Source organism: Streptomyces macrosporus (assembly GCF_039533145.1).
Taxonomy (GTDB): domain Bacteria; phylum Actinomycetota; class Actinomycetes; order Streptomycetales; family Streptomycetaceae; genus Streptomyces; species Streptomyces macrosporus.
Window position 1 is genome coordinate 145910 of record NZ_BAAASZ010000020.1, and the last position, 19545, is coordinate 165454.

A 19545-nucleotide genomic window follows, 5' to 3' on the forward strand; every position below is an offset into this window, starting at 1 on the left:
GTGCGTGCGGAGGCCGCGGCGCGAGCGGCGGCGCGGGCCGTCAGCTTCCGGAGCGTCCGGCGGCGGCGCACTCGCCGCAGGTGCCGAAGATCTCGATGGTGTGGGCCACGTCGACGAAGCCGTGCTCCTCGGCGATGGAGTCCGCCCACCTCTCCACGGCGGGCCCCTCCACCTCCACGGCCCTGCCGCAGTGGCGGCACACCAGGTGGTGATGGTGGTCCTCGCTGCTGCACCGGCGGTAGACGGCCTCGCCGTCGTCGGTGCGCAGCACGTCCACCTCGCCCGCGTCGGCCAGCGACTGGAGGGTGCGGTAGACCGTGGTCAGACCCACCGAGTCGCCTCGGTGCTTGAGCATGTCGTGCAGCTCCTGAGCGCTGCGGAACTCGTCGACCTCGCTGAGAGCCGCCGCCACAGCGGCGCGCTGCCGGGTCGACCGGCCGCGTACGGGGGGACCTGCGGTCGCCACCATTGCCTCCTCATGTCGGCGCTACCTCGCGTAGCTGATCGGCCATTGTGCCAGGGTGTGGTGGGCGCGGTCGGGGAGCGCTCCTTACCGGTGCGTCCACCGGTGTGTCTCCGTCCGTGCCGCCGCCGACGACCGTGGTCGCCTCACCGCACGACCGTAGCGCCCTCGGGCGTCTCCTGGGCCCTGTGGTGTTCCTCATGCCGGGTTCCCACCCGGCTGCGTACCCGCGCCACCAGGGGTGTCACCACCGCCAGGAGCGCGAACAGCGCGATGGCCAGCAGCACGATGCTCGCGCCGGGCGGCACGTCCGCGTAGAAGGACATGGCGGTGCCGGAGAGGGCCACCAGCACGCCGGCGACCACCGACAGCGCCAGCGTCGTCACGAAGCCGCGCGTGACCTGCTGGGCGGCGACGACGGGCAGCACCATCAGGGCGCTCACCAGCAGCAGGCCCACCACCCGCATCGCCACGGTCACGGTGACGGCCGCGGTGACGGCCAGCAGCAGGTTGAGCGCCCGCACCGGCAGCCCGGTGACCCGGGCGAACTCCTCGTCCTGGCAGACGGCGAACAGCTGCCGCCGCAGCCCCAGGCAGACCGCCAGCGCGAACGCGGACAGCGCCACGATCGCCGTGACGTCCTCGGGCGAGACGGTGGTGATGGAGCCGAAGAGGTACGTCATGAGATCGGCGTTGGAGCCGCCCGGCGACAGGTTGATGATCATGACGCCGCCGGCCATGCCGCCGTAGAACAGCAGCGCCAGGGCGATGTCGCCACGCCCCACGCCGTACCAGCGGATCAGCTCCATCGCGATCGCGCCGAGGGCGGAGACCAGCACGGCCGTCCACACCGGGTTGGTGCTCAGCAGGAAGCCGAGCGCCACACCGGTCATCGCCACGTGCCCGATGCCGTCGCCCATGATCGCCTGGCGGCGCTGCACGAGGTAGATGCCGACGGCCGGAGCGGCGACGCCGACCAGCAGCGCCGCCAGCAGGGCGCGCTGCATGAAGGGGTAGTTCAGCAGTTCGATCATGTCAGCAGTCCGGTCCGGGCGGGGGCGGAGGGGTCGGGGTGCGGGTGGCACGCCTGGTCGTGGAGGTGGGTGGTGCCGTCCACGCGCTCGACCCGGCCGTCGTGGAGGACGACGGTGCGGTCGATCAGCGGGGCCAGCGGGCCCAGCTCGTGCAGCACCAGCAGGACGGAGGTGCCCCGCGCGGTCTGCTCGCGCAGCGCGTCGGCCAGGACGCGCTGGCTGACCAGGTCCACCCCGGCCAGCGGTTCGTCCATGACCAGCAGTTCGGGCCCGCCGGCCAGCGCGCGGGCGATCAGCACGCGCTGGTGCTGGCCGCCGGAGAGCGCGTTCACCGAGTCCCGGGCCCGGTCGGCGAGCCCGACCAGCTCCAGGGCGCGGCGCACCGCCTCCCGGTCCGCGCGGCCGAGCGGTCCGAACCGCCTGCGGGCCAGCCGCCCGGCGGAGACCACCTCGCGCACGGTCGCGGGCACGCCCGCGGCGGCGGTCGAGCGCTGCGGCACGTAGCCCACGCGCCGCCAGTCGCGGAAGCGCCGCAGCGGGGTGCCGAACAGCTCCAGCTCGCCGCCCGTGGGCTGCACCTGGCCGACGACGGTCCGCACCGTCGTCGACTTCCCCGAGCCGTTCGCGCCCAGCAGGGCGACGACCTCGCCGCGCGCCACGGTCAGGTCGATCCCGCGCAGCACCTGACGCGCTCCGAGGGAGGCGGTCACGCCCCGCAGGGAGAGCGCCGGTGCCGCCGTGGTCTGCTCGTCTGCCATGGGTGGCCTCCTCGGTGGGCTCGGTGGGCTCGCTCGGCCCGTCCGGTCGGTCCGTTCCGTTCGGTCCGTTCGGTTCACTCGGCGCCGAGCGCCTTCCGCAGGGCCTGGAGGTTGGCGCGCATCACCTGGAGGTAGTCGTCGCCGCGGGAGTTCTCGCCGATGCCCTCGATCGGGTCGAGGACGTCGGTGCGCAGGCCCAGGTCGTCGGCGAAGGTCCTGGCCGTCCGGTCGCTGGCGGCGGTCTCGAAGAAGACGGTGTTCACCTCGTCCTCCTCGGCGATCTCGTGCAGCTCCTTCATCCGGGCGCCGCTGGGCTCGGACTCGGGGTCGAGGCCGGCGATGGCCTCCTCGTGGAGGCCGTAGCGCTCGGCGAGGTAGCCGAAGGCGGAGTGGGTGGTGATGAAGGTGTCGGTCCGGCGGTTCTTCAGGCCCTCGCGGAAGTCCGCGTCGAGGTCGTCCAGCTTCGCGGCCAGGGCCTTGGCGTTCTCGCGGTAGTCGGCGGCGTGGTCCGGATCGGCCTTGGCCAGGGCCTCGCCGACGCCCTCGGCGATCTCGGCGTACTTCACCGGGTCGAGCCAGACGTGCGGGTCGACGGCGTCCTCGCCGTGGCCGTGGTCGTGGCCCTCGTGCTCCCCGGCGTGCTCGCCGTGGTCGTGGCCCTCGTGCTCCCCGGCGTGCTCGTGCTCGTGTCCGGAGCCGCGCTCCTCCAGTTCGGTGTACGAGCCGGCCTCGGCGACGTGCTCCACCCCGGACTGCTCGACGGCCTTGTCCACGGCGGGCTGGAAGCCCTTCAGGTAGACGACGAGGTCGGCCTCGCCCAGCTCGGCGATCTGCCGGGGGCTGAGTTCCAGGTCGTGCGCCTCGACGCCGGGCTTGGTCAGGGTGTCGACCGTGACGTGCTTCCCACCGACCTCCTCGGCGATGAACCGCATCGGATAGAAAGAGGCGACGACGTTCACCTCCTCACCCCCGCTTCCGCCTCCCGTACCGGTGCCGCACGCGGTCAGGCCGAGCACGCCCAGGGCGGCCGCGCCGGCCAGAGCCGTGCGGGAGGCGACGCGGGGGCGGGGTATGAGGGGGCGACGTCGTCGAGCGTTCATGACAGTCATTTTCAGCCGAGATGGAAATGATTGTCAAATGAGATGGGGAGTTTCCGCCTGATCCGCCCGGGTTCCCGTGGAGTGCCGTGCGAGCTTCCCCGGACCGATTTGGTCAGGCCCCCTGTCTCGCCGGTAACCTGAGATGTTCCGTCGTCTGCATTGAAGAGAGCACCGTGGCCGCCGACAAGATCGACACCATCGTCAGCCTCAGCAAGCGCCGTGGCTTCGTCTACCCCTCCAGCGAGATCTACGGAGGGACGAGGGCCGCCTGGGACTACGGTCCACTGGGCGTGGAGCTGAAGGAGAACATCAAGCGCCAGTGGTGGCGCTCCATGGTCACCTCGCGCGACGACGTGGTCGGCATCGACTCGTCGGTGATCCTCGCCCCCGAGGTGTGGGTGGCGTCCGGTCACGTCGCCACCTTCACCGACCCGCTGACCGAGTGCACCTCGTGTCACAAGCGGTTCCGCGCCGATCACCTGGAGGAGGCGTACGAGGCCAAGCACGGGCGTCCCCCGGCGGGCCTGGCGGAGGTCAACTGCCCGCACTGCGGCACCAAGGGCCAGTTCACCGAGCCCAAGCAGTTCTCCGGTCTGCTCGCCACGCACCTCGGTCCCACCCAGGACTCCGCCTCGATCGCCTACCTCCGTCCCGAGACCGCGCAGGGCATCTTCACCAACTTCGCCGCCGTCCAGCAGACCTCGCGCAAGAAGCCGCCGTTCGGCATCGCGCAGATGGGCAAGTCCTTCCGGAACGAGATCACTCCGGGCAACTTCATCTTCCGGACCCGCGAGTTCGAGCAGATGGAGATGGAGTTCTTCGTCAAGCCGGGCGAGGACGAGAAGTGGCACGAGTACTGGATGGAGCAGCGCTGGAACTGGTACACCGACCTGGGCCTGCGCGAGGAGAACATGCGGTGGTACGAGCACCCCAAGGAGAAGCTCTCCCACTACTCCAAGCGCACCGCCGACATCGAGTACCGCTTCCAGTTCGGCGGCAGCGAGTGGGGTGAGCTGGAGGGCGTGGCCAACCGCACCGACTACGACCTCACCGCGCACTCCAAGGCGTCCGGCCAGGACCTGTCGTTCTTCGACCAGGAGGCCGGCGAGCGCTGGACGCCGTACGTCATCGAGCCCGCCGCCGGTGTCGGCCGCACGATGCTCGCGTTCATGCTCGACGCCTACGTCGAGGACGAGGCGCCCAACGCCAAGGGCAAGATGGAGAAGCGCGTCGTGATGCGCCTCGACCCGCGCCTGGCGCCGGTGAAGGTGGCCGTCCTGCCGCTGTCCCGCAACCCGCAGCTCTCGCCGAAGGCCAAGGAGCTGGCGGCCGCGCTGCGCAAGCACTGGAACATCGAGTTCGACGACGCGGGCGCCATCGGCCGCCGCTACCGCCGCCAGGACGAGATCGGCACGCCGTACTGCGTCACCGTCGACTTCGACACCCTCGAGGACAACGCGGTGACCGTGCGCGAGCGCGACTCGATGAAGCAGGAGCGGGTCTCGCTCGACCAGGTCGAGTCCTACCTCGCCGGCCGCCTGCTGGGCTGCTGAGCGACTCCGTCCGCCCTCCGAAGGTCCCGGACCCGCCCGCGGGTCCGGGACCTTCGACGTACCCGCGGCCCGCGGCGGCCCGCGGCGGTCACCGCGCCCGGAGACGCCCGCCCGAAAACGGAAGCAAACCGGCCGGTTCACCGGGCTTCGTACCGCGCATCCTGCCGGGATCCGGCAGCCGGACGGCCCCCGACACTGCTGCCATCACCCCTGCCGCACCGGCCCGCCCCGCGCCAGACTCGGTCGGGACGCACCACGGTGTCGGAAGGGGGACACGGATGCCGACGACGAGCGTGGTCAGCGGTTACGGCACGGACGGGCGCCTTCACGAGGTGCGGATCGTCCGAGCCCTCTCCTTCCGCCGCGGCACGGAGGACGCCCGGATCGTCTGCGGCACCTGCGACCACCGGGGGACGGCCCGGGGCCTCGCCCGGTCCGAGGCCGCCCACCACCTCGCCGAGCACGGCGCGGCGCGCGGCGGCGGCACACGGCAGCGGCTGAGCCCCGCGCCCTGGATCCTGGGGCTGATCGGGGCGGCCGGCTTCCTCGTGGTCTTCACCGCCGGCGTCCTGGGGCACTGAGCCCGCCGCCGGCGGGGCCGAGGGCCGGTCCGGACACCGGAGCGGATGGGGGACGGCGAATGGGGGACAATGAAGGATCGTCCCCCCGAAGCGACCCCCAAGCGACAGAGGATGCCCACGCCCATGACACAGCAGCTCGCCATCGGCCCGCACACGGTCCGGCCGCCGGTGGTCCTCGCGCCGATGGCCGGGATCACCAACGCGCCGTTCCGGACGCTGTGCCGCGAGTTCAGCGGCGGCAGGGGGCTGTTCGTCAGCGAGATGATCACCACCCGGGCGCTGGTGGAGCGGGATGCGAAGACCATGCGGCTCATCCGCTTCGACGCGAGCGAGAAGCCGCGCTCCATCCAGCTCTACGGCGTGGACCCGGCGACCGTCGGCAAGGCCGTCCGCATGATCGCCGACGAGGACCTGGCCGACCACATCGACCTCAACTTCGGCTGCCCCGTCCCCAAGGTGACCCGCAAGGGCGGCGGCTCCGCGCTGCCCTACAAGCGGCCCCTGCTGCGGGCGATCCTGCGCGAGGCCGTGGCGGGCGCGGGCGGGCTGCCGGTGACGATGAAGATGCGCAAGGGCATCGACGACGACCACCTCACCTACCTGGACGCCGGGCGCATCGCGGTGGAGGAGGGCGTCACCGCCATCGCCCTGCACGGCCGCACCGCCGCCCAGCACTACGGCGGCACCGCCGACTGGGAGGCCATCGCCCGGCTGAAGGAGGCCGTCCCCGAGATCCCGGTGCTGGGCAACGGCGACATCTGGTCGGCCGACGACGCCGTGCGGATGATGCGCGAGACCGGCTGCGACGGGGTCGTGGTCGGACGCGGCTGCCTGGGACGGCCGTGGCTCTTCTCCGACCTGGTCAACGCCTGCTCCGGCTCCGACGAGCGCGCCCGGCCGACGCTGCGGGAGGTCGCGGCGGTGATGCTGCGGCACGCCCGGCTGCTGGGGGAGTGGCTGGAGGACGAGGCGCGCGGCGTGATCGACTTCCGCAAGCACGTCGCCTGGTACACCAAGGGCTTCTCGGTCGGCTCCGAGATGCGCCGGAGGCTGGCCGTCGCCTCCTCCCTGGCGGAGCTGGAGGACCTGCTGGGCGAGCTGGACCTGGACCAGCCCTGGCCGGCGGGGGCCGACGGTCCGCGCGGTCGCACCTCCGGCCGCAACCGGGTCGTCCTGCCCGACGGCTGGCTGGACGACCCCAACGACTGCGCGGGCGTCGCGGCGGACGCCGAGCTGGACACCTCCGGCGGCTGATCCGGCCGCCGGGGGCGGCCGGGCTCACCGGGCCGCTTCGCCGCTCCCCACCGGGGCCCCGACGCGGGCCTCGACCCGCGCTTCGACGCGCGCCTCGACGCGGGGTTCCGCGAGAGCGGCGGCCCGCTCCGGAGCGGGCTCCGCGGCCGGTGCGCTCTCCGCGGCCGGTGCGGTCTTCAGCAGGTCCAAGGCGAGCGCCGCCGTCCAGCTGAACTCCCGGCTGCCGTACCCGGCGCCGGTGCGCGGGTCGACGTACTCGGCGAAGTCCGAGGCGGCGGCGGCCGTCACCACCGCGGCCCGCAGGGCGTCGGCGCGCGCGGTCTGCCCGTGCTGCCGCAGGCCGCGCTCGACCAGCCAGTTGACGTTGAACCAGGCGGGGCCGCGCCAGTAGCGGCGCGGGTCGAAGGCGTGCCCGAGCAGGTCGTAGCTGGGCACCAGCCGCACGGTGCCGCCCAGCCCGAAGTGCTCGCCGCAGACCGTGCGCAGCAGCGCGTGGACGACGTCCCGCGGCAGGCCCGGCACGATCAGCGGCAGCAGCCCGGCGACACCGCGCTCCCGGATCGGCTCCCCGGACCGCACGTCGCGGCAGAGGAACTGTCCGGCCTCCGCGTCCCACAGCCGCTCCACCAGCGCGGCGGTCAGCTCGCGGGCCCGCCGGCGGTGCGCGTCGGCGTCGGCGCACAGCGCGTCCCGGGCCTCGGAGACGGGGTCGGGGACGACCTCGGGCGCGATCTCGTCGGCGATGTCCGCGAGCGCGTGCTCGGAGGCGATCAGCAGGGCGTTGACGCCGGGGTCCTCGACGGCGAACCGGTGCGGCGCCTCGGCGTCCAGGTAGTCGTGGTCGCGGTAGTCGGCCGCCAACCGCACGTACCGGGCGTAGTCCAGGTCGGTCGGACGGTCCGCCGCGGAGCCGTGGTCGAGGTCGGCGCGGCGGAAGGAGCCGGGCGGGGCCGGCTCGACGCGCGCCAGCGGCTCGTCCCAGCAGGGGCTGTTGTCCATGCCGGGCTCCCACGGGTGGACGACCGACACCAGGCCGTGTCCGCCCAGGTCGCGGTGGGTGGTGAGGTAGCGGTGCCAGGCGACCAGCTTCGGGTACAGCCGGCGCAGGAAGCCGCGCCGCCGCGAGGTCGCCGGGTCGGCCCGGTGCACCAGCCAGGCGGCAAGGGCGTGGACGGGCGGTTGCACGATGCCCGAGGTCTCGACGCCCTCCGGCGCTCCGGCCGCGGCTCCGGCGGTCGAGGACCGCCAGAAGTCGGGGCTGGGGAAGTAGGCGTCCAGCGGGACGGCCGGGTTGAAGACGATGTGCGGGACGCGTCCGTCGCCCCACTGGGCGGCCAGCAGCGTCTCCAGCTCGCGCTGGGCGCGCTCCGGCGACACGTGGCGCAGGCCGATCGCGACGAACGCCGAGTCCCAGCTCCACTGGTGCGGGTACAGGCTGCGCGAGGGGACGGTCGAGTTCCCCACCCAGTTGCGCAGCAGCACCCGCCGCGCGGCGTGGCGCAGCGCGCTCGCGGTGACGTCGGCCGTGGAGCGCTGGGCGGGGATGTACGGCCGAACGGGCGGAGACGGGTTCATCGCACCGCCGCCCGGTGACCGGTGGACACGACGGCCCGCGCGGGGCCGGTGCCGCCGACCGGCACGTGTGCGCCGGTGGAGGGAACGGTCGGACGCGGAAGGCGGAACCGCGGGTATCCGGTCGAGGGCCGGGGGACGTCCCCCGGGACGGCAGCGGGTTGGGGAGGGTCGATGGACTGTGCGACGCGCTCCACGAGAACTCCGGAATCTGGATGTTACGTCTGGATTACGTCTACGTAAGCCTAGGGTTTTGTCTTATGGAAAGGCAGAAATGGGGTTGTGAAACCTGACACAGGGAGAGTCGGGAGGCCGAGGAAGAGCGCGCGGGAGCACGTGCGCCCCCGTCAACTCCGATGCGGAGCATGGGTGTCGGCCGTGGTGCTCTGCGCCGGCCTGCTGCCCGGCTGTTCGGGTGAGACGAACGTCACACCCGACGACAGGATCACGGTGTGGTCCCTGGAGAACCTCCCGCCGCGCATGGCCGCCACCGAGGAGATCGTCGCCCGGTTCGAGGAGGAGACCGGCATCGAGGTCGAACTGGTCGGCGTCGCCGAGAACCAGCTTCCCCAGATGGTCATGTCGGCCGCCGCGGCGGGCGATCTGCCCGACGTCATCGGCGCGGTGACCCTCGGCCAGGTCTGGCAGATGTACGCCAACGACCTGCTGGACACCGACGTCGCCGGCGACGTCGTCCGCGCGCTGGGCACCGACACCTTCACCCCCGACGCGCTGCACCTGACCGGCGACGGCGACCGCCGGCTGGCGGTGCCCTCCGACGCCTGGCTGCAACTGGTGGTCTACCGCGCGGACCGCTTCCGCCAGGCGGGCCTGCCCGCCCCGGACACCTACCGGAACCTGCTGCGCGCCGCGGAGGAACTGGACGGCGACGGGCGCGTCGGGGTGTCCCTGGCCACCGACCCCGGAGACGTCGCCACCCAGCAGAGCTTCGAGGACCTCGCCCTGGCCAACGACTGCGAGATGGTGCGCGCGAACGGGGACGTGACGTTGGACACACCGGCCTGCCGCCGGACCTTCGCCGTGTACGACGCCCTCGCCCGCGAGCACGGGGCCCCCGGCACCCAGACCGTCGACTCCACCCGCGCCACCTACTTCTCCGGCTCCTCCTCGGTGCTGGTCTGGTCCTCCTTCGTCCTCGACGAGTTGGCCGGGCTGCGCGAGGACGCCCTGCCGAGCTGCCCGGAGTGCGCCGACGACCGCGGCTTCCTGGCGGAGAACAGCGGGATCGTCACCACCCTGGAGGGGCCGGACGGCACCGGGCCCACCCAGTTCGGCGAGGTCACCTCCTGGGCCGTCACCAGGACCGCCGAGACGAGGGCGTCCCGGACCTTCGTCGAGTACATGATGGGCGAGGGCTACGAGGACTGGTTCGGCATGGCCCCCGAGGGCAAGATCCCGGTGCGCACCGGAACCCCCGACGACCCCGGGGGGTTCCTCCGCGCCTGGCGCTCCAGCTCCCTGGGCGTGGACCGGCGCGAGCCCATGGACCGGGTGTACCCGCCCGAACTCCTCGACCGACTCGCCGACGGCGTGACCGAGATGCGGCGCTGGGGCATCACCCAGGGCCAGGGTCCCCTCGTCGGCGCCACGGGCGGCGAACTGCCCGTGCCCAAGGCCATCGGCGCCATGACCAGCGGGCAGCTCTCCCCCGACGAGGCCGCGCGCGACGCCGACGAGGAGGTCTCCGCCCTGCGGGACTCCCTGCGCTAGTCCCGCGCTCCGCCCCACTCCGACGGCCCCCGCCCCCCCACACGCCCGAGGTGCACAAGCCCATGACGACAACGGAGAGCCGCGCCGTCCGGCGCCGCGACCGCCCCCTCACCGCCGCCCAACGGGAGAACCGCGCGGGACTGGCCTTCGTCGCCCCCACCCTCCTGGTGGTCCTGGTGGTGGTCGTCCTGCCCATCGCCTGGACCGTGCTGCTGGCGTTCCAGGACGCCCGGCTCGTCGACATCCAGGGCATGGGCCTGCTCGGCGACTGGACCCTGGAGAACTTCGCCGGCGTCTTCGGCTCGCCCGGCTTCTGGACCAGCCTGGTCACCACCCTGGTCTACGCGGTGGGAGGCACCGCCGGGTCGATCCTGCTGGGACTGGTCGCCGCCCTCGCGCTGCGCAGGCCGTTCCGCGGTCGCGGCCCGCTGCGCGCCGCGATGCTCCTGCCGTACGTCGCGCCGGTCGTCGCCGTGGCCTTCGTCTGGCAGGTGGCCCTCAGCCCGCAGTACGGCGTCGTGGGCGAGTGGGGCCGGCGGTTCCTCGGCTGGGACCAGGCGCCGGCCTTCCTCTCCACGCGCGACCACGAAGTCTCCCTCCTGGGTCTGGACTTCGAGATCCCTCTCGCCCTGCTGACCGTCATCGCCTTCGAGACCTGGCGCTACTTCCCGTTCGCCTTCCTCTTCCTGCTGGCCCGGCTCCAGGCCGTGCCCGCCACCCTGGAGGAGGCCGCCACGGTGGACGGCGCCACCGTCTCCCAGCGCTTCCGGTACGTCCTGCTGCCGCAGTTGATGCCGGTGATCGCGCTGCTGTGCGTGCTGCGCTTCATCATGACGTTCAACAAGTTCGACGACGTCTACCTGCTGACCGGCGGCGGTGCGGGCACCGACGTCGTCGCGGTGCGGGTCTACGACTTCCTCACCGCCCGCTACGACGTGGGCGCGGCGGCGGCCCAGGCGCTCGTGCTGGCCCTGGTCCTGGTGGCCCTGTTGGGCCTGTACTTCCGGTTCTTCGCGGGCAGGGCGCGGGAGGAGGCGTGACGAGTCGCGCTCGGATGGAGGAGAGGGCCTTCGCGGTCCTGCGCCGGGTGGTGATCGCCTTCCTCGCGCTGATCACCGTCGCGCCCTTCTGCTACATGCTGCTGCTGTCGGTGAAGTCGATCGACGCGCTGCTGCTCGCCCCCGGAAACCTGTGGGTGAGCGCGCGCGAGCTCACCACCGCCACCTACCGGGAGGTGCTGCGGCCCACCTCCGAGGGCGGCCAGGGGTTCGTGCGGATGCTGGCCAACTCCGCCGTGGTCTCCCTCGGCACCGTCGCGCTCACCCTGCTCGCGGCGGTCCCCGGCGCGTACGCCGTCGGCCGGCTGAGGTTCTTCGGCGGCCGGCACGTCGGCGCGCTCTTCCTGGCCGTCTACCTCTTCCCCGCCACCCTGTTGGCCGTGCCGCTGTTCGTGCTGTTCGCCAGGATGGGGCTCCAGGGCAGTCTGACCGGGCTCGCGATCGTCTACATCGCGCAGACCGTGCCCGTGTCGATCTACATGATGCGGAACTACTTCGCCACCGTCCCCCGCAGCGTCGAGGAGGCGGCGGCGCTCGACGGCTGCACCCGGCTGCAGACGGTCCGCAAGGTGGTGCTGCCGCTCTCGGTGCCCTCCCTGATGGCCACGGGCCTGTACATCTTCATGATCGCCTGGAACGAGTTCCTGTTCGCGCTGCTCTTCCTCGTCGCGAAGCCGGAGAAGTGGACGGTCTCCCTGGGGCTCCAGCAGCTCGCGGGCGGCATCGAGGTCTCCAAGACGGTGCTGATGGCCGGTTCGGTCGTGCTCACCGTGCCGGTGGTGCTGCTGTTCTTCGCCGCGGAGCGGCTGCTGGCGGAAGGGCTGACCGCCGGCGCGGACAAGGGCTGAGGGGCGAGCGTCCCGCGCGAGCGGCGAAGATGGCGGCATGATCGGAAACCAGTCGAGCGCGGGACACCTGCTGCACCTCATCCGCAGCGGGGAGGCGACCACCCGCGGCGAGCTCCAGCGCGTCACCGGACTGTCCCGCTCCACCGTCGGCAACCGGCTCGACCGGCTCTTCCGGGCGGGCTGGATCCGCGAGGGCGCCACCGTCCCCGTCGGCGGGGGCGGCGGACGCCCCGCGGGACGGCTGGAGTTCGACGGCACGCACGCCGTGGTCCTCGCCGTGGACCTGGAGACCCGGTACGGCCGGGCCGCCGCGCTGGACCTGAGGGGCCGGGTGCTGGCCGAGCACACCGGGTCCCTGAACGTCGAGGACGGCCCCGACGAGGTGATCGACCGGCTGGCGCGCTGGTTCCCGCCGCTGCTGGAGCGGGCCGGGGCCGCGCCCGGGGACGTCTGCGGCATCGGCCTGTCGGTGCCCGGGCCGGTGGAGTGGGAGTCGGGGCAGGTGGTCCAGCCGCCGATCATGCCGGGCTGGGACCGCCATCCGATCCCCGAGCGGATGCGACGGGCCTACCGCGAGCACGTCCTGAGGGACGCCGGGACGGGGGAGGACGGGACCCCCGTCGTCCTGGTCGACAACGACGCCAACCTCATGGCGTACGCCGAGCAGCGCGTCCACTACCCCGACTGCGGCGCGTTCCTGCTGGTCAAGGTCTCCACCGGCATCGGCGCCGGACTGGTGGTGGACGGCCGGGTGTACCGCGGCATCGACGGCGGCGCCGGGGACATCGGGCACATCCGGCTCCACGACCGGACGGACGCCCTGTGCGTGTGCGGGTCGTACGGCTGCCTGGCGGCGGTCGCCGGCGGCCGGGCGCTGGCCGAGCGGCTCTCCGCCGCCGGGGTGCCGGTCGCCCCCGGCACCGGGGTGCGCGACCTGCTCGCCGCGGGCCGGCCCGAGGCCGTCCGGCTGGCCCGGGAGGCGGGCCGCAGGGTGGGGGAGGTGCTGGTCACGGTCGTCACGGTGCTCAACCCCGGAGTGCTGGTGGTCGCGGGCGACCTGGCCGGGGCCCCGTTCGTCACCGGCGTCCGCGAACTGCTCTACCAGCGGGCCATGCCCCGCAGCACCGCCCATCTGACCGTGGTCACCTCCCGGCTCGGGGACCGCGCGGGCCTGATCGGGGCCGGCGCCATGGTCGTGGAGCACCTGTACTCCCCCGACCGGGCCGACGCCCGTCTGGCCGCCATGGGCCTGTGACGCGCGCCCGTGGCACCCCGTGGCACGGGCCGGCGGACGGGGTGGGACACGTCGATTCGGCGGGCGCCCGTGGTGCGCTCGTTTGAGCGGCAGGGGGCGCGTATGTGTCCAATGATTGAGACGAAGTGGATGTCAAGGGCGTGATCCTCGCCACTTTGATATGACTCCCGCTCATATGAGCGGCTAAAACCGTCCTGCATTTCTCCAAGGGGTGGCACTGAGTGCCACCCCTTGCGTCTTCAAGAAGTGACGACAAAAATCACTCGAAGTGATGAGGGAGCGCTCTCCGTTCACTGTCTGCGCGGAGGGACTTCGAGCGATGAACTCGCCTGTTTTCGGCCCTTGAACAAGCCTTTGCTTTAGATCCTTCAACTGATGGGCGGTTACACCCTCATGGCCTAACGATGGCCGTACTCCAAAGCCTTCGATCTGGGTACTCTCCCCGCCGTCAGGGCAGCCTCCCCCGGACCCGTCCGGGGGGATCCAGCGAGGAGCGCGATTCTCGTGCCGGAAAACGAAGAGCCTCACGTAACCACGAAGTTCGTCTACGACTTCACCGAGGGCAACAAGGACCTCAAGGACCTCCTCGGCGGCAAAGGGGCCAACCTCGCCGAGATGACCAACCTCGGCCTCCCGGTCCCTCCCGGGTTCACCATCACCACCGAGGCGTGCAAGGTCTATCTCGAATCCGGTGCCGAGCCCCCGGCGCTCCGCGACGAGGTGAGTGCGCACCTCGACGCCTTGGAGCGGAAGATGGGCAAGAAGCTCGGCCAGGCGGACAACCCCCTCCTCGTGTCCGTGCGGTCCGGCGCCAAGTTCTCCATGCCCGGGATGATGGACACCGTCCTCAACATCGGCCTGTCCGACGCCTCGGTCGCCGGACTCGCCGCCCAGGCCGGGGATGAACGTTTCGCCTGGGACTCCTACCGCCGCCTCGTCCAGATGTTCGGCAAGACCGTGCTGGGCGTCGACGGCGACCTGTTCGAGGAGGCCCTGGAGGAGGCCAAGCGCGCCAAGGGCGTGGCCACCGACGTCGACCTGGACGCCGACGACCTGGAGAAGCTCGTCGAGCGCTTCAAGGGCATCGTCGCCAAGGAGGCCGGACGCGAGTTCCCGCAGGACCCGCGCGAGCAGATGGACCTCGCCATCCGCGCGGTCTTCGACTCCTGGAACGGCGAGCGGGCCCGTCTCTACCGCCGCCAGGAGCGCATACCCCACGACCTGGGCACGGCCGTCAACGTCTGCTCGATGGTCTTCGGCAACCTCGGCCCCGACTCCGGCACCGGCGTCGCCTTCACCCGCGACCCGGCCAGCGGCCAGCAGGGCGTCTACGGCGACTACCTCGCCAACGCCCAGGGCGAGGACGTCGTCGCCGGCATCCGCAACACCGTGCCGCTCTCCGAGCTGGAGAGGATCGACAAGACCTCGTACGACCAGCTCATGGAGATCATGGAGACCCTGGAGAACCACTACAGGGATCTGTGCGACATCGAGTTCACCATCGAGCGCGGCAAGCTGTGGATGCTCCAGACCCGCGTCGGCAAGCGCACGGCCGCCGCGGCCTTCCGGATCGCCACCCAGCTCGCCGACCAGGGCCTGATCGACGACGCCGAGGCGCTCCGCCGCGTCAACGGCGCCCAGCTCGCCCAACTGATGTTCCCGCGCTTCGACGAGAACATGATCGGCGACGGAGGGGCCGAGCGGATCGGCAAGGGCATCGCCGCCTCGCCCGGAGCCGCCGTCGGCCGGGCCGTCTTCGACTCCGCCACCGCCGTCAAGCGGGCCCAGGAGGGCGAGAAGGTCATCCTGGTGCGCCGCGAGACCAACCCCGACGACCTCGACGGCATGATCGCCGCCGAGGGCATCCTCACCAGCCGCGGCGGCAAGACCTCGCACGCCGCCGTCGTCGCCCGCGGCATGGGCAAGACCTGCGTGTGCGGCGCCGAGGAGCTGGAGGTGGACACCAAGCGGCGCCGGCTGACCGCGCCGGGCGGCGTGGTCATCTCCGAGGGCGACGTCATCTCCATCGACGGCTCCACCGGCAAGGTCTACCGCGGCGAGGTCCCCGTCGTGCCGTCCCCGGTCGTGGAGTACTTCGAGGGCCGCATCCGGGCGGACGAGGACGCCGACGAGCTGGTCAGGGCCGTGGACCGGATCATGACCCACGCCGACCGGATCCGCCGCCTCGCGGTGCGGGCCAACGCCGACAACGCCGAGGACGCCGCCCGCGCGCGCCGCTTCGGCGCCCAGGGCATCGGCCTGTGCCGTACCGAGCACATGTTCCTCGGCGAGCGGCGCGAACTGGTCGAGCGCCTGATCCTGGCCGAGACCGACGACGAGCGCGAGGCGGCGCTGGACGCGCTGCTGCCGTTCCAGAAGGGCGACTTCGTCGAGTTGTTCGAGGCCATGGACGGCCTGCCGGTCACGGTGCGGCTGCTGGACCCGCCGCTCCACGAGTTCCTGCCGGACCTCACCGAGCTGTCGGTGCGCGTCGCGCTCGCCGACGCCCGCGGCGAGCGCGACGAGAACGACCTGCGCCTGCTCCAGGCCGTCCGCCGGCTGCACGAGCAGAACCCCATGCTGGGCCTGCGCGGCGTACGCCTCGGCCTGGTCGTCCCGGGCCTGTTCACCATGCAGGTGCGGGCCATCGCGGAGGCCGCGGCCGACCGCAGGGCGGCCGGCGGGGACCCGCGCGTGGAGATCATGATTCCGCTGGTGGGCACCGTCCAGGAGCTGGAGTGCGTCCGCGAGGAGGCCGAGAAGGTCGTCGCGGAGATCGAGCGGGCCCGCGGCGTGGAGCTGGAGCTCGCCATCGGCACCATGATCGAGCTGCCGCGCGCCGCGGTGACGGCCGGGCAGATCGCCGAGTGCGCCGACTTCTTCTCCTTCGGCACCAACGACCTCACCCAGACCACCTGGGGCTTCAGCCGGGACGACGTGGAGGCGAGCTTCTTCACGACCTACCTGGAGAAGGGCATCTTCGGCGTCTCCCCCTTCGAGACCATCGACAAGGAGGGCGTCGGCGCGCTGGTGCGCACCGCCGCCGAGGCCGGCCGGGCCACCCGCCCGGACATCAAGCTCGGCGTCTGCGGCGAGCACGGCGGCGATCCGGAGTCGGTCCACTTCTTCCACGAGGTCGGCCTGGACTACGTCTCCTGCTCCCCGTTCCGCATCCCGGTCGCCCGCCTGGAGGCCGGCCGCGCGGCGGCGATGGAGAGCGGCGGGGGCAGCGACAGCCGCTGACCCGTCACCCGATACCACCTGACACCGGAGCCGACCGCCGTCACGTCCCACCCTCACCGGCGGAGGACGGCTCCGGGGCTCGAAGGAGGGGGCGGCGCCTGTGCGGAGGCGCCGCCCCTTCCGCCATGACCCGCGCGGATGCGTTGGGTTCGCCTCTGACCAGCGCAGACGCTTCTCACCGCATCTCGCCGTTTCGCAGTGATGTCCGCCCGCATGTGCCCTGAGAGTGCCCTGGTCGCCACACGAGAGGCGATGACCCGGTGCCCCTGAGGAACCGGCCCGGCTGGCTCGCCAACGAGATCGAGAACCCCGCTCCCGGAGATCTCGCCCGGCTTGCCGACGCGCTGGACGAGTTGTTCTCCGCGCTCGGCGGGCCTGGGACCACTTCCGGTCTTCGGCCACAGCTCGTAGCTCCACCCGTCCCAGAGCCGGCGTGGCCGCCTGCTCGGCAAGGAAGTCCCGCTGCTCCGCGATCCGGTCTCGCCGGCTCTTGAGCGTCCACGCCGCCGCCGCTGCGGCCGGGGCGGCGAAGACGGCACCCAGCCACGTCGGGGCGTCCCCCCGGTCGATCCCTCCCACCGGCCGGCGTAGAGCGACCATGTGACAACGCTCCGGTGGCCAAGTCGAGTTGGGCGGCCACCAGCGGAAACGCTTCCTTGGCGTGAACGGCTCCCCGGCCGAGGCGAGGCGAGGCAGGATGACCTGCTGTGAGACATGGGGGACAGAGTCAGGTACTGAAGCGTGTGGGCGTACGGTCGCTGCTGTTGGTCGGGCTGACGACGGCCGGAGCCTTGCTCCTGGCCTGGCGCTTCGATTCGAAGGTGGCCGAGACGGCGGCCACGGCACTGCTCGCCGCAGGGCCGCTCTACATCGCCTGGAAGGCGTTCAAGCACGATCGCGTCGAGGCCGCCGCCGTGGACCTGACGGCGGTGACCGACCGGCTGGCGGACGCGGTGCGCACACAGTGGGAAGCCGAGGCCGAGGTCCGCCGGGTCAACGATCCCTACCCGCTGCCGGTCGCCTGGCGGGCCGCCGACCCGGATCTGGTGGAGTCCTGGGAACTGCTGACCGACCTCGCCCGCACCTGGCCGGGCGGACCCCCAAACGACCCGGCTCGGTGGCCCGCAGACGCCGATGGATTGGCGGACAGTGACGCCCGGATCGGCGAGGTGTTCAGCGAGCGCGTGCCCACCCGTCGTCTGGTCGTGCTGGGCGAGCCGGGCGCGGGCAAGAGCGTGCTGCTCATCCACCTGCTCCAGGACCTCATCGCACGGCGCCCTGCGGGCGGGCCGGTGCCGGTGCTGTTCTCCCTGGCTTCCTGGAACCCCAATCAGCAGCGGCTGCAAGAGTGGATGGCCGACCAGTTGCGGCGTGCCCATCCGGGCCTGCACAACCCGGCCTCTGCCCCGGCCTCGGCCGTCACCTCCCGGCCCGAAGCCCACGACCTGGCCCGGGAACTGCTGGACGCCCGGCTGATCCTGCCGCTGCTGGACGGTTTCGACGAGCTGCCCCCGGCCCTGCACGCCGTCGCGCTCGATGCGATCAACCGCGCCCTGCCCGCGAAGCAGCCCCTGGTCCTGGCGGCCCGATCCGCCGAGTACCGGGCCGCGGTGGCCCGCTCGGACGCCGTGGTGCGGCTCAACGGCGCCGCGGGCATCCACCTGCTTCCCGTCACCCAGGAGCAGGCGGCCGACTACCTGCGCCGGGACGCGGGCGGATCGCACACGCCTGCCGCCCGGCGGTGGGACGCCGTCACCGCCCACCTGGGCACCGACACCCCGGTCGGGCAGGCTCTTGGCACCCCGCTCGGGCTGTTCCTGGCTCGCACCATCTACAACCCCCGCCCCCAGGTTGTCCCGCCCTCGGCACCGGTTCCGCATCCGGACGAACTGTGTGACACGACTGTCTTCCCCGACCGCGCCACCGTGGACCGGCACCTGTTCAACGCCTTCATCCCGGCGGCGTACACCCCCCGCGGTCCCAGCTTGCCTCGCTGGTCGGTCGCCCAAGCACGTCGCACCCTGACCTTTCTTGCCCGGCACTTGGAGCTCGACCGCGGCGGAACCGCTGACCTGGCCTGGTGGGAACTCCACCACGCCACCCCCACCCCCATTCGTCGCCTCATGGTCGGGCTCGTGCTCGGGCTCCTGGTCGCGTTCCTGGGCGGGCTCGTATCCGAGTTCCTGATCGGGCTCATGTCCGGGCTCCTGATCGGGCTCGTGTTCGGGCTCAGAGGGAGCGACGCAAACGCTCCGAGCGTACGACTGCGCTGGTCGCCTTCCACGTCCGCAGCCGTGCTCAGACTCGGACTCGTGTTTGGGCTCTTCGTCGGGCTCCTCGTCGGGATCACAGTCGGGTTTGTGAGCGGGCTCACGATCGGGCTCGCGTTCTGGCTTGCGATCGGGTTCGTGGGCGGTTTCATGGCCGGGCTCACAACGGAGGAGCCTGATCTGACCACCACAGTGGGGCCTGCGGCGCTGCTCGCCCAAGACCGCCGGATCTACCTCACGGGCGGGCTCGTGCTCGGACTCTTGCTCGGAAGCGGACTCGGGCTCGCGGTCGGGTTCGCGACCGGGGACATGGCCGTGTTCCCGTTCGGGCTCGCACTCGGGCTCATGGGCGGGCTCCCGCAGACAGCGTGGACGGGTTGGGGTACAGCCAAGCTGTACCTGGTGGTGCGGCACCGACTCCCGTGGCACCTCATGGCTTTCCTTCAGGACGCACACCAACGCGGCGTGTTGCGGCAGGTCGGGCCGGTGTACCAGTTCCGACACATCGACCTGCAACGCCACCTCGCCCAGCAGCCCTGGCCGCCTGCCACGTGAGGCCGGGACCAGCTCGGCGGCCATTCGCCTGCATCGTGTAGTCGGAGGCCTCCACCACGGCGTCCGACTGCAAAATCTCCCCGAATGCCAGGTGGCGGTCCTGCGCGGCCTCACCGCGTCCCGGCGGCGCCGCAGCGGCGTGCTCACGTCGAGCGCGTACCCGGTACCGGCCGCCACCCCGGACGACGGACCGAGGACCGCCGTGTCGGTGGCCGTTGCGTTGGTGTTCGTGACGACGAGCCGTTGACCGCCGGGGCCCGCCGTGTCGAG

At 72.1% G+C, this 19545-nt stretch carries 14 protein-coding genes; 9 read left to right on the plus strand and 5 right to left on the minus strand.

Annotated features, from left to right (window positions below; translation table 11 throughout):
- Positions 1 to 40 precede the first annotated feature (40 nt).
- The 4 genes from ABD335_RS12745 to ABD335_RS12760 form a co-directional block, all read right to left on the minus strand.
- Entirely contained in the window at positions 41 to 466 is a 426-nt protein-coding gene (locus tag ABD335_RS12745; protein ID WP_344323005.1) for a Fur family transcriptional regulator, read from the minus strand.
- A 143-nt stretch (positions 467 to 609) separates the two neighbouring features.
- Positions 610 to 1497 carry a metal ABC transporter permease gene (locus tag ABD335_RS12750; RefSeq protein WP_344322390.1) on the minus strand — a complete coding sequence of 296 codons (888 nt, stop codon included), beginning with the start codon at positions 1495 to 1497 and terminating at the stop codon, positions 610 to 612.
- Positions 1494 to 2255, minus strand: coding sequence for a metal ABC transporter ATP-binding protein (locus tag ABD335_RS12755; RefSeq protein ID WP_344322391.1), 762 nt, complete (start codon positions 2253 to 2255; stop codon positions 1494 to 1496). The genes ABD335_RS12750 and ABD335_RS12755 overlap by 4 nt, the downstream gene beginning before the upstream one ends.
- A 74-nt stretch (positions 2256 to 2329) precedes the next feature.
- On the minus strand, positions 2330 to 3355 hold the full coding sequence (locus tag ABD335_RS12760) for a metal ABC transporter substrate-binding protein (RefSeq protein WP_344322392.1): 1026 nt from the start codon (positions 3353 to 3355) through the stop codon (positions 2330 to 2332).
- Positions 3356 to 3528: 173 nt separating this feature from the next.
- On the opposite strand from ABD335_RS12760, the gene ABD335_RS12765 reads away from it, so the two are divergent.
- From ABD335_RS12765 to dusB, 3 genes are all read left to right on the plus strand, one after another.
- The gene (locus tag ABD335_RS12765; protein ID WP_344322393.1) at positions 3529 to 4908 is read left to right on the plus strand and encodes a glycine--tRNA ligase; all 1380 of its coding nucleotides are present in this window, start codon (positions 3529 to 3531) and stop codon (positions 4906 to 4908) included.
- 278 nt (positions 4909 to 5186) lie between these two features.
- Positions 5187 to 5489, plus strand: a complete 303-nt coding sequence (locus ABD335_RS12770; RefSeq protein ID WP_344322394.1) for a hypothetical protein — start codon at positions 5187 to 5189, stop codon at positions 5487 to 5489.
- A 123-nt stretch (positions 5490 to 5612) separates the two neighbouring features.
- Positions 5613 to 6743, plus strand: coding sequence for a tRNA dihydrouridine synthase DusB (gene dusB / locus ABD335_RS12775; protein WP_344322395.1), 1131 nt, complete (start codon positions 5613 to 5615; stop codon positions 6741 to 6743).
- Positions 6744 to 6767: 24 nt separating this feature from the next.
- Here dusB and ABD335_RS12780 read toward each other — a convergent pair whose 3' ends face one another.
- Positions 6768 to 8318, minus strand: coding sequence for an MGH1-like glycoside hydrolase domain-containing protein (locus tag ABD335_RS12780; protein ID WP_344322396.1), 1551 nt, complete (start codon positions 8316 to 8318; stop codon positions 6768 to 6770).
- Positions 8319 to 8684: 366 nt separating this feature from the next.
- Between ABD335_RS12780 and ABD335_RS12785 the strand changes: the two genes are divergently transcribed.
- The 6 genes from ABD335_RS12785 (at position 8685) to ABD335_RS12810 (ending at position 19275) form a co-directional block, all read left to right on the plus strand.
- Complete coding sequence (locus ABD335_RS12785) at positions 8685 to 10046, plus strand: ABC transporter substrate-binding protein (protein WP_425583621.1); 1362 nt, start codon at positions 8685 to 8687, stop codon at positions 10044 to 10046.
- A gap of 62 nt (positions 10047 to 10108) precedes the next feature.
- Positions 10109 to 11086, plus strand: a complete 978-nt coding sequence (locus ABD335_RS12790) for a carbohydrate ABC transporter permease (RefSeq protein WP_344322397.1) — start codon at positions 10109 to 10111, stop codon at positions 11084 to 11086.
- A gap of 14 nt (positions 11087 to 11100) precedes the next feature.
- Positions 11101 to 11952 (plus strand): carbohydrate ABC transporter permease, encoded by an 852-nt coding sequence (locus ABD335_RS12795; protein ID WP_344323010.1) that lies wholly within the window; start codon positions 11101 to 11103, stop codon positions 11950 to 11952.
- A gap of 37 nt (positions 11953 to 11989) precedes the next feature.
- Positions 11990 to 13207, plus strand: coding sequence for an ROK family transcriptional regulator (locus ABD335_RS12800; RefSeq protein ID WP_344322398.1), 1218 nt, complete (start codon positions 11990 to 11992; stop codon positions 13205 to 13207).
- A 504-nt stretch (positions 13208 to 13711) separates the two neighbouring features.
- Positions 13712 to 16450, plus strand: a complete 2739-nt coding sequence (gene ppdK / locus ABD335_RS12805; RefSeq protein ID WP_344322399.1) for a pyruvate, phosphate dikinase — start codon at positions 13712 to 13714, stop codon at positions 16448 to 16450.
- A 764-nt stretch (positions 16451 to 17214) separates the two neighbouring features.
- Entirely contained in the window at positions 17215 to 19275 is a 2061-nt protein-coding gene (locus ABD335_RS12810) for an NACHT domain-containing protein (protein ID WP_344322400.1), read from the plus strand.
- Positions 19276 to 19545 lie beyond the last annotated feature (270 nt).

Coding starts and splice junctions, on each gene's coding strand:
- dusB (WP_344322395.1), top strand. CDS start 5,613: ATGACACAGCAGCTCGCCATCGGCCCGCACACGGTCCGGCCGCCGGTG.
- ABD335_RS12780 (WP_344322396.1), bottom strand. CDS start 8,318: ATGAACCCGTCTCCGCCCGTTCGGCCGTACATCCCCGCCCAGCGCTCC.
- ABD335_RS12790 (WP_344322397.1), top strand. CDS start 10,109: ATGACGACAACGGAGAGCCGCGCCGTCCGGCGCCGCGACCGCCCCCTC.
- ABD335_RS12760 (WP_344322392.1), bottom strand. CDS start 3,355: ATGAACGCTCGACGACGTCGCCCCCTCATACCCCGCCCCCGCGTCGCC.
- ABD335_RS12750 (WP_344322390.1), bottom strand. CDS start 1,497: ATGATCGAACTGCTGAACTACCCCTTCATGCAGCGCGCCCTGCTGGCG.
- ABD335_RS12770 (WP_344322394.1), top strand. CDS start 5,187: ATGCCGACGACGAGCGTGGTCAGCGGTTACGGCACGGACGGGCGCCTT.
- ABD335_RS12795 (WP_344323010.1), top strand. CDS start 11,101: ATGGAGGAGAGGGCCTTCGCGGTCCTGCGCCGGGTGGTGATCGCCTTC.
- ABD335_RS12755 (WP_344322391.1), bottom strand. CDS start 2,255: ATGGCAGACGAGCAGACCACGGCGGCACCGGCGCTCTCCCTGCGGGGC.
- ABD335_RS12800 (WP_344322398.1), top strand. CDS start 11,990: ATGATCGGAAACCAGTCGAGCGCGGGACACCTGCTGCACCTCATCCGC.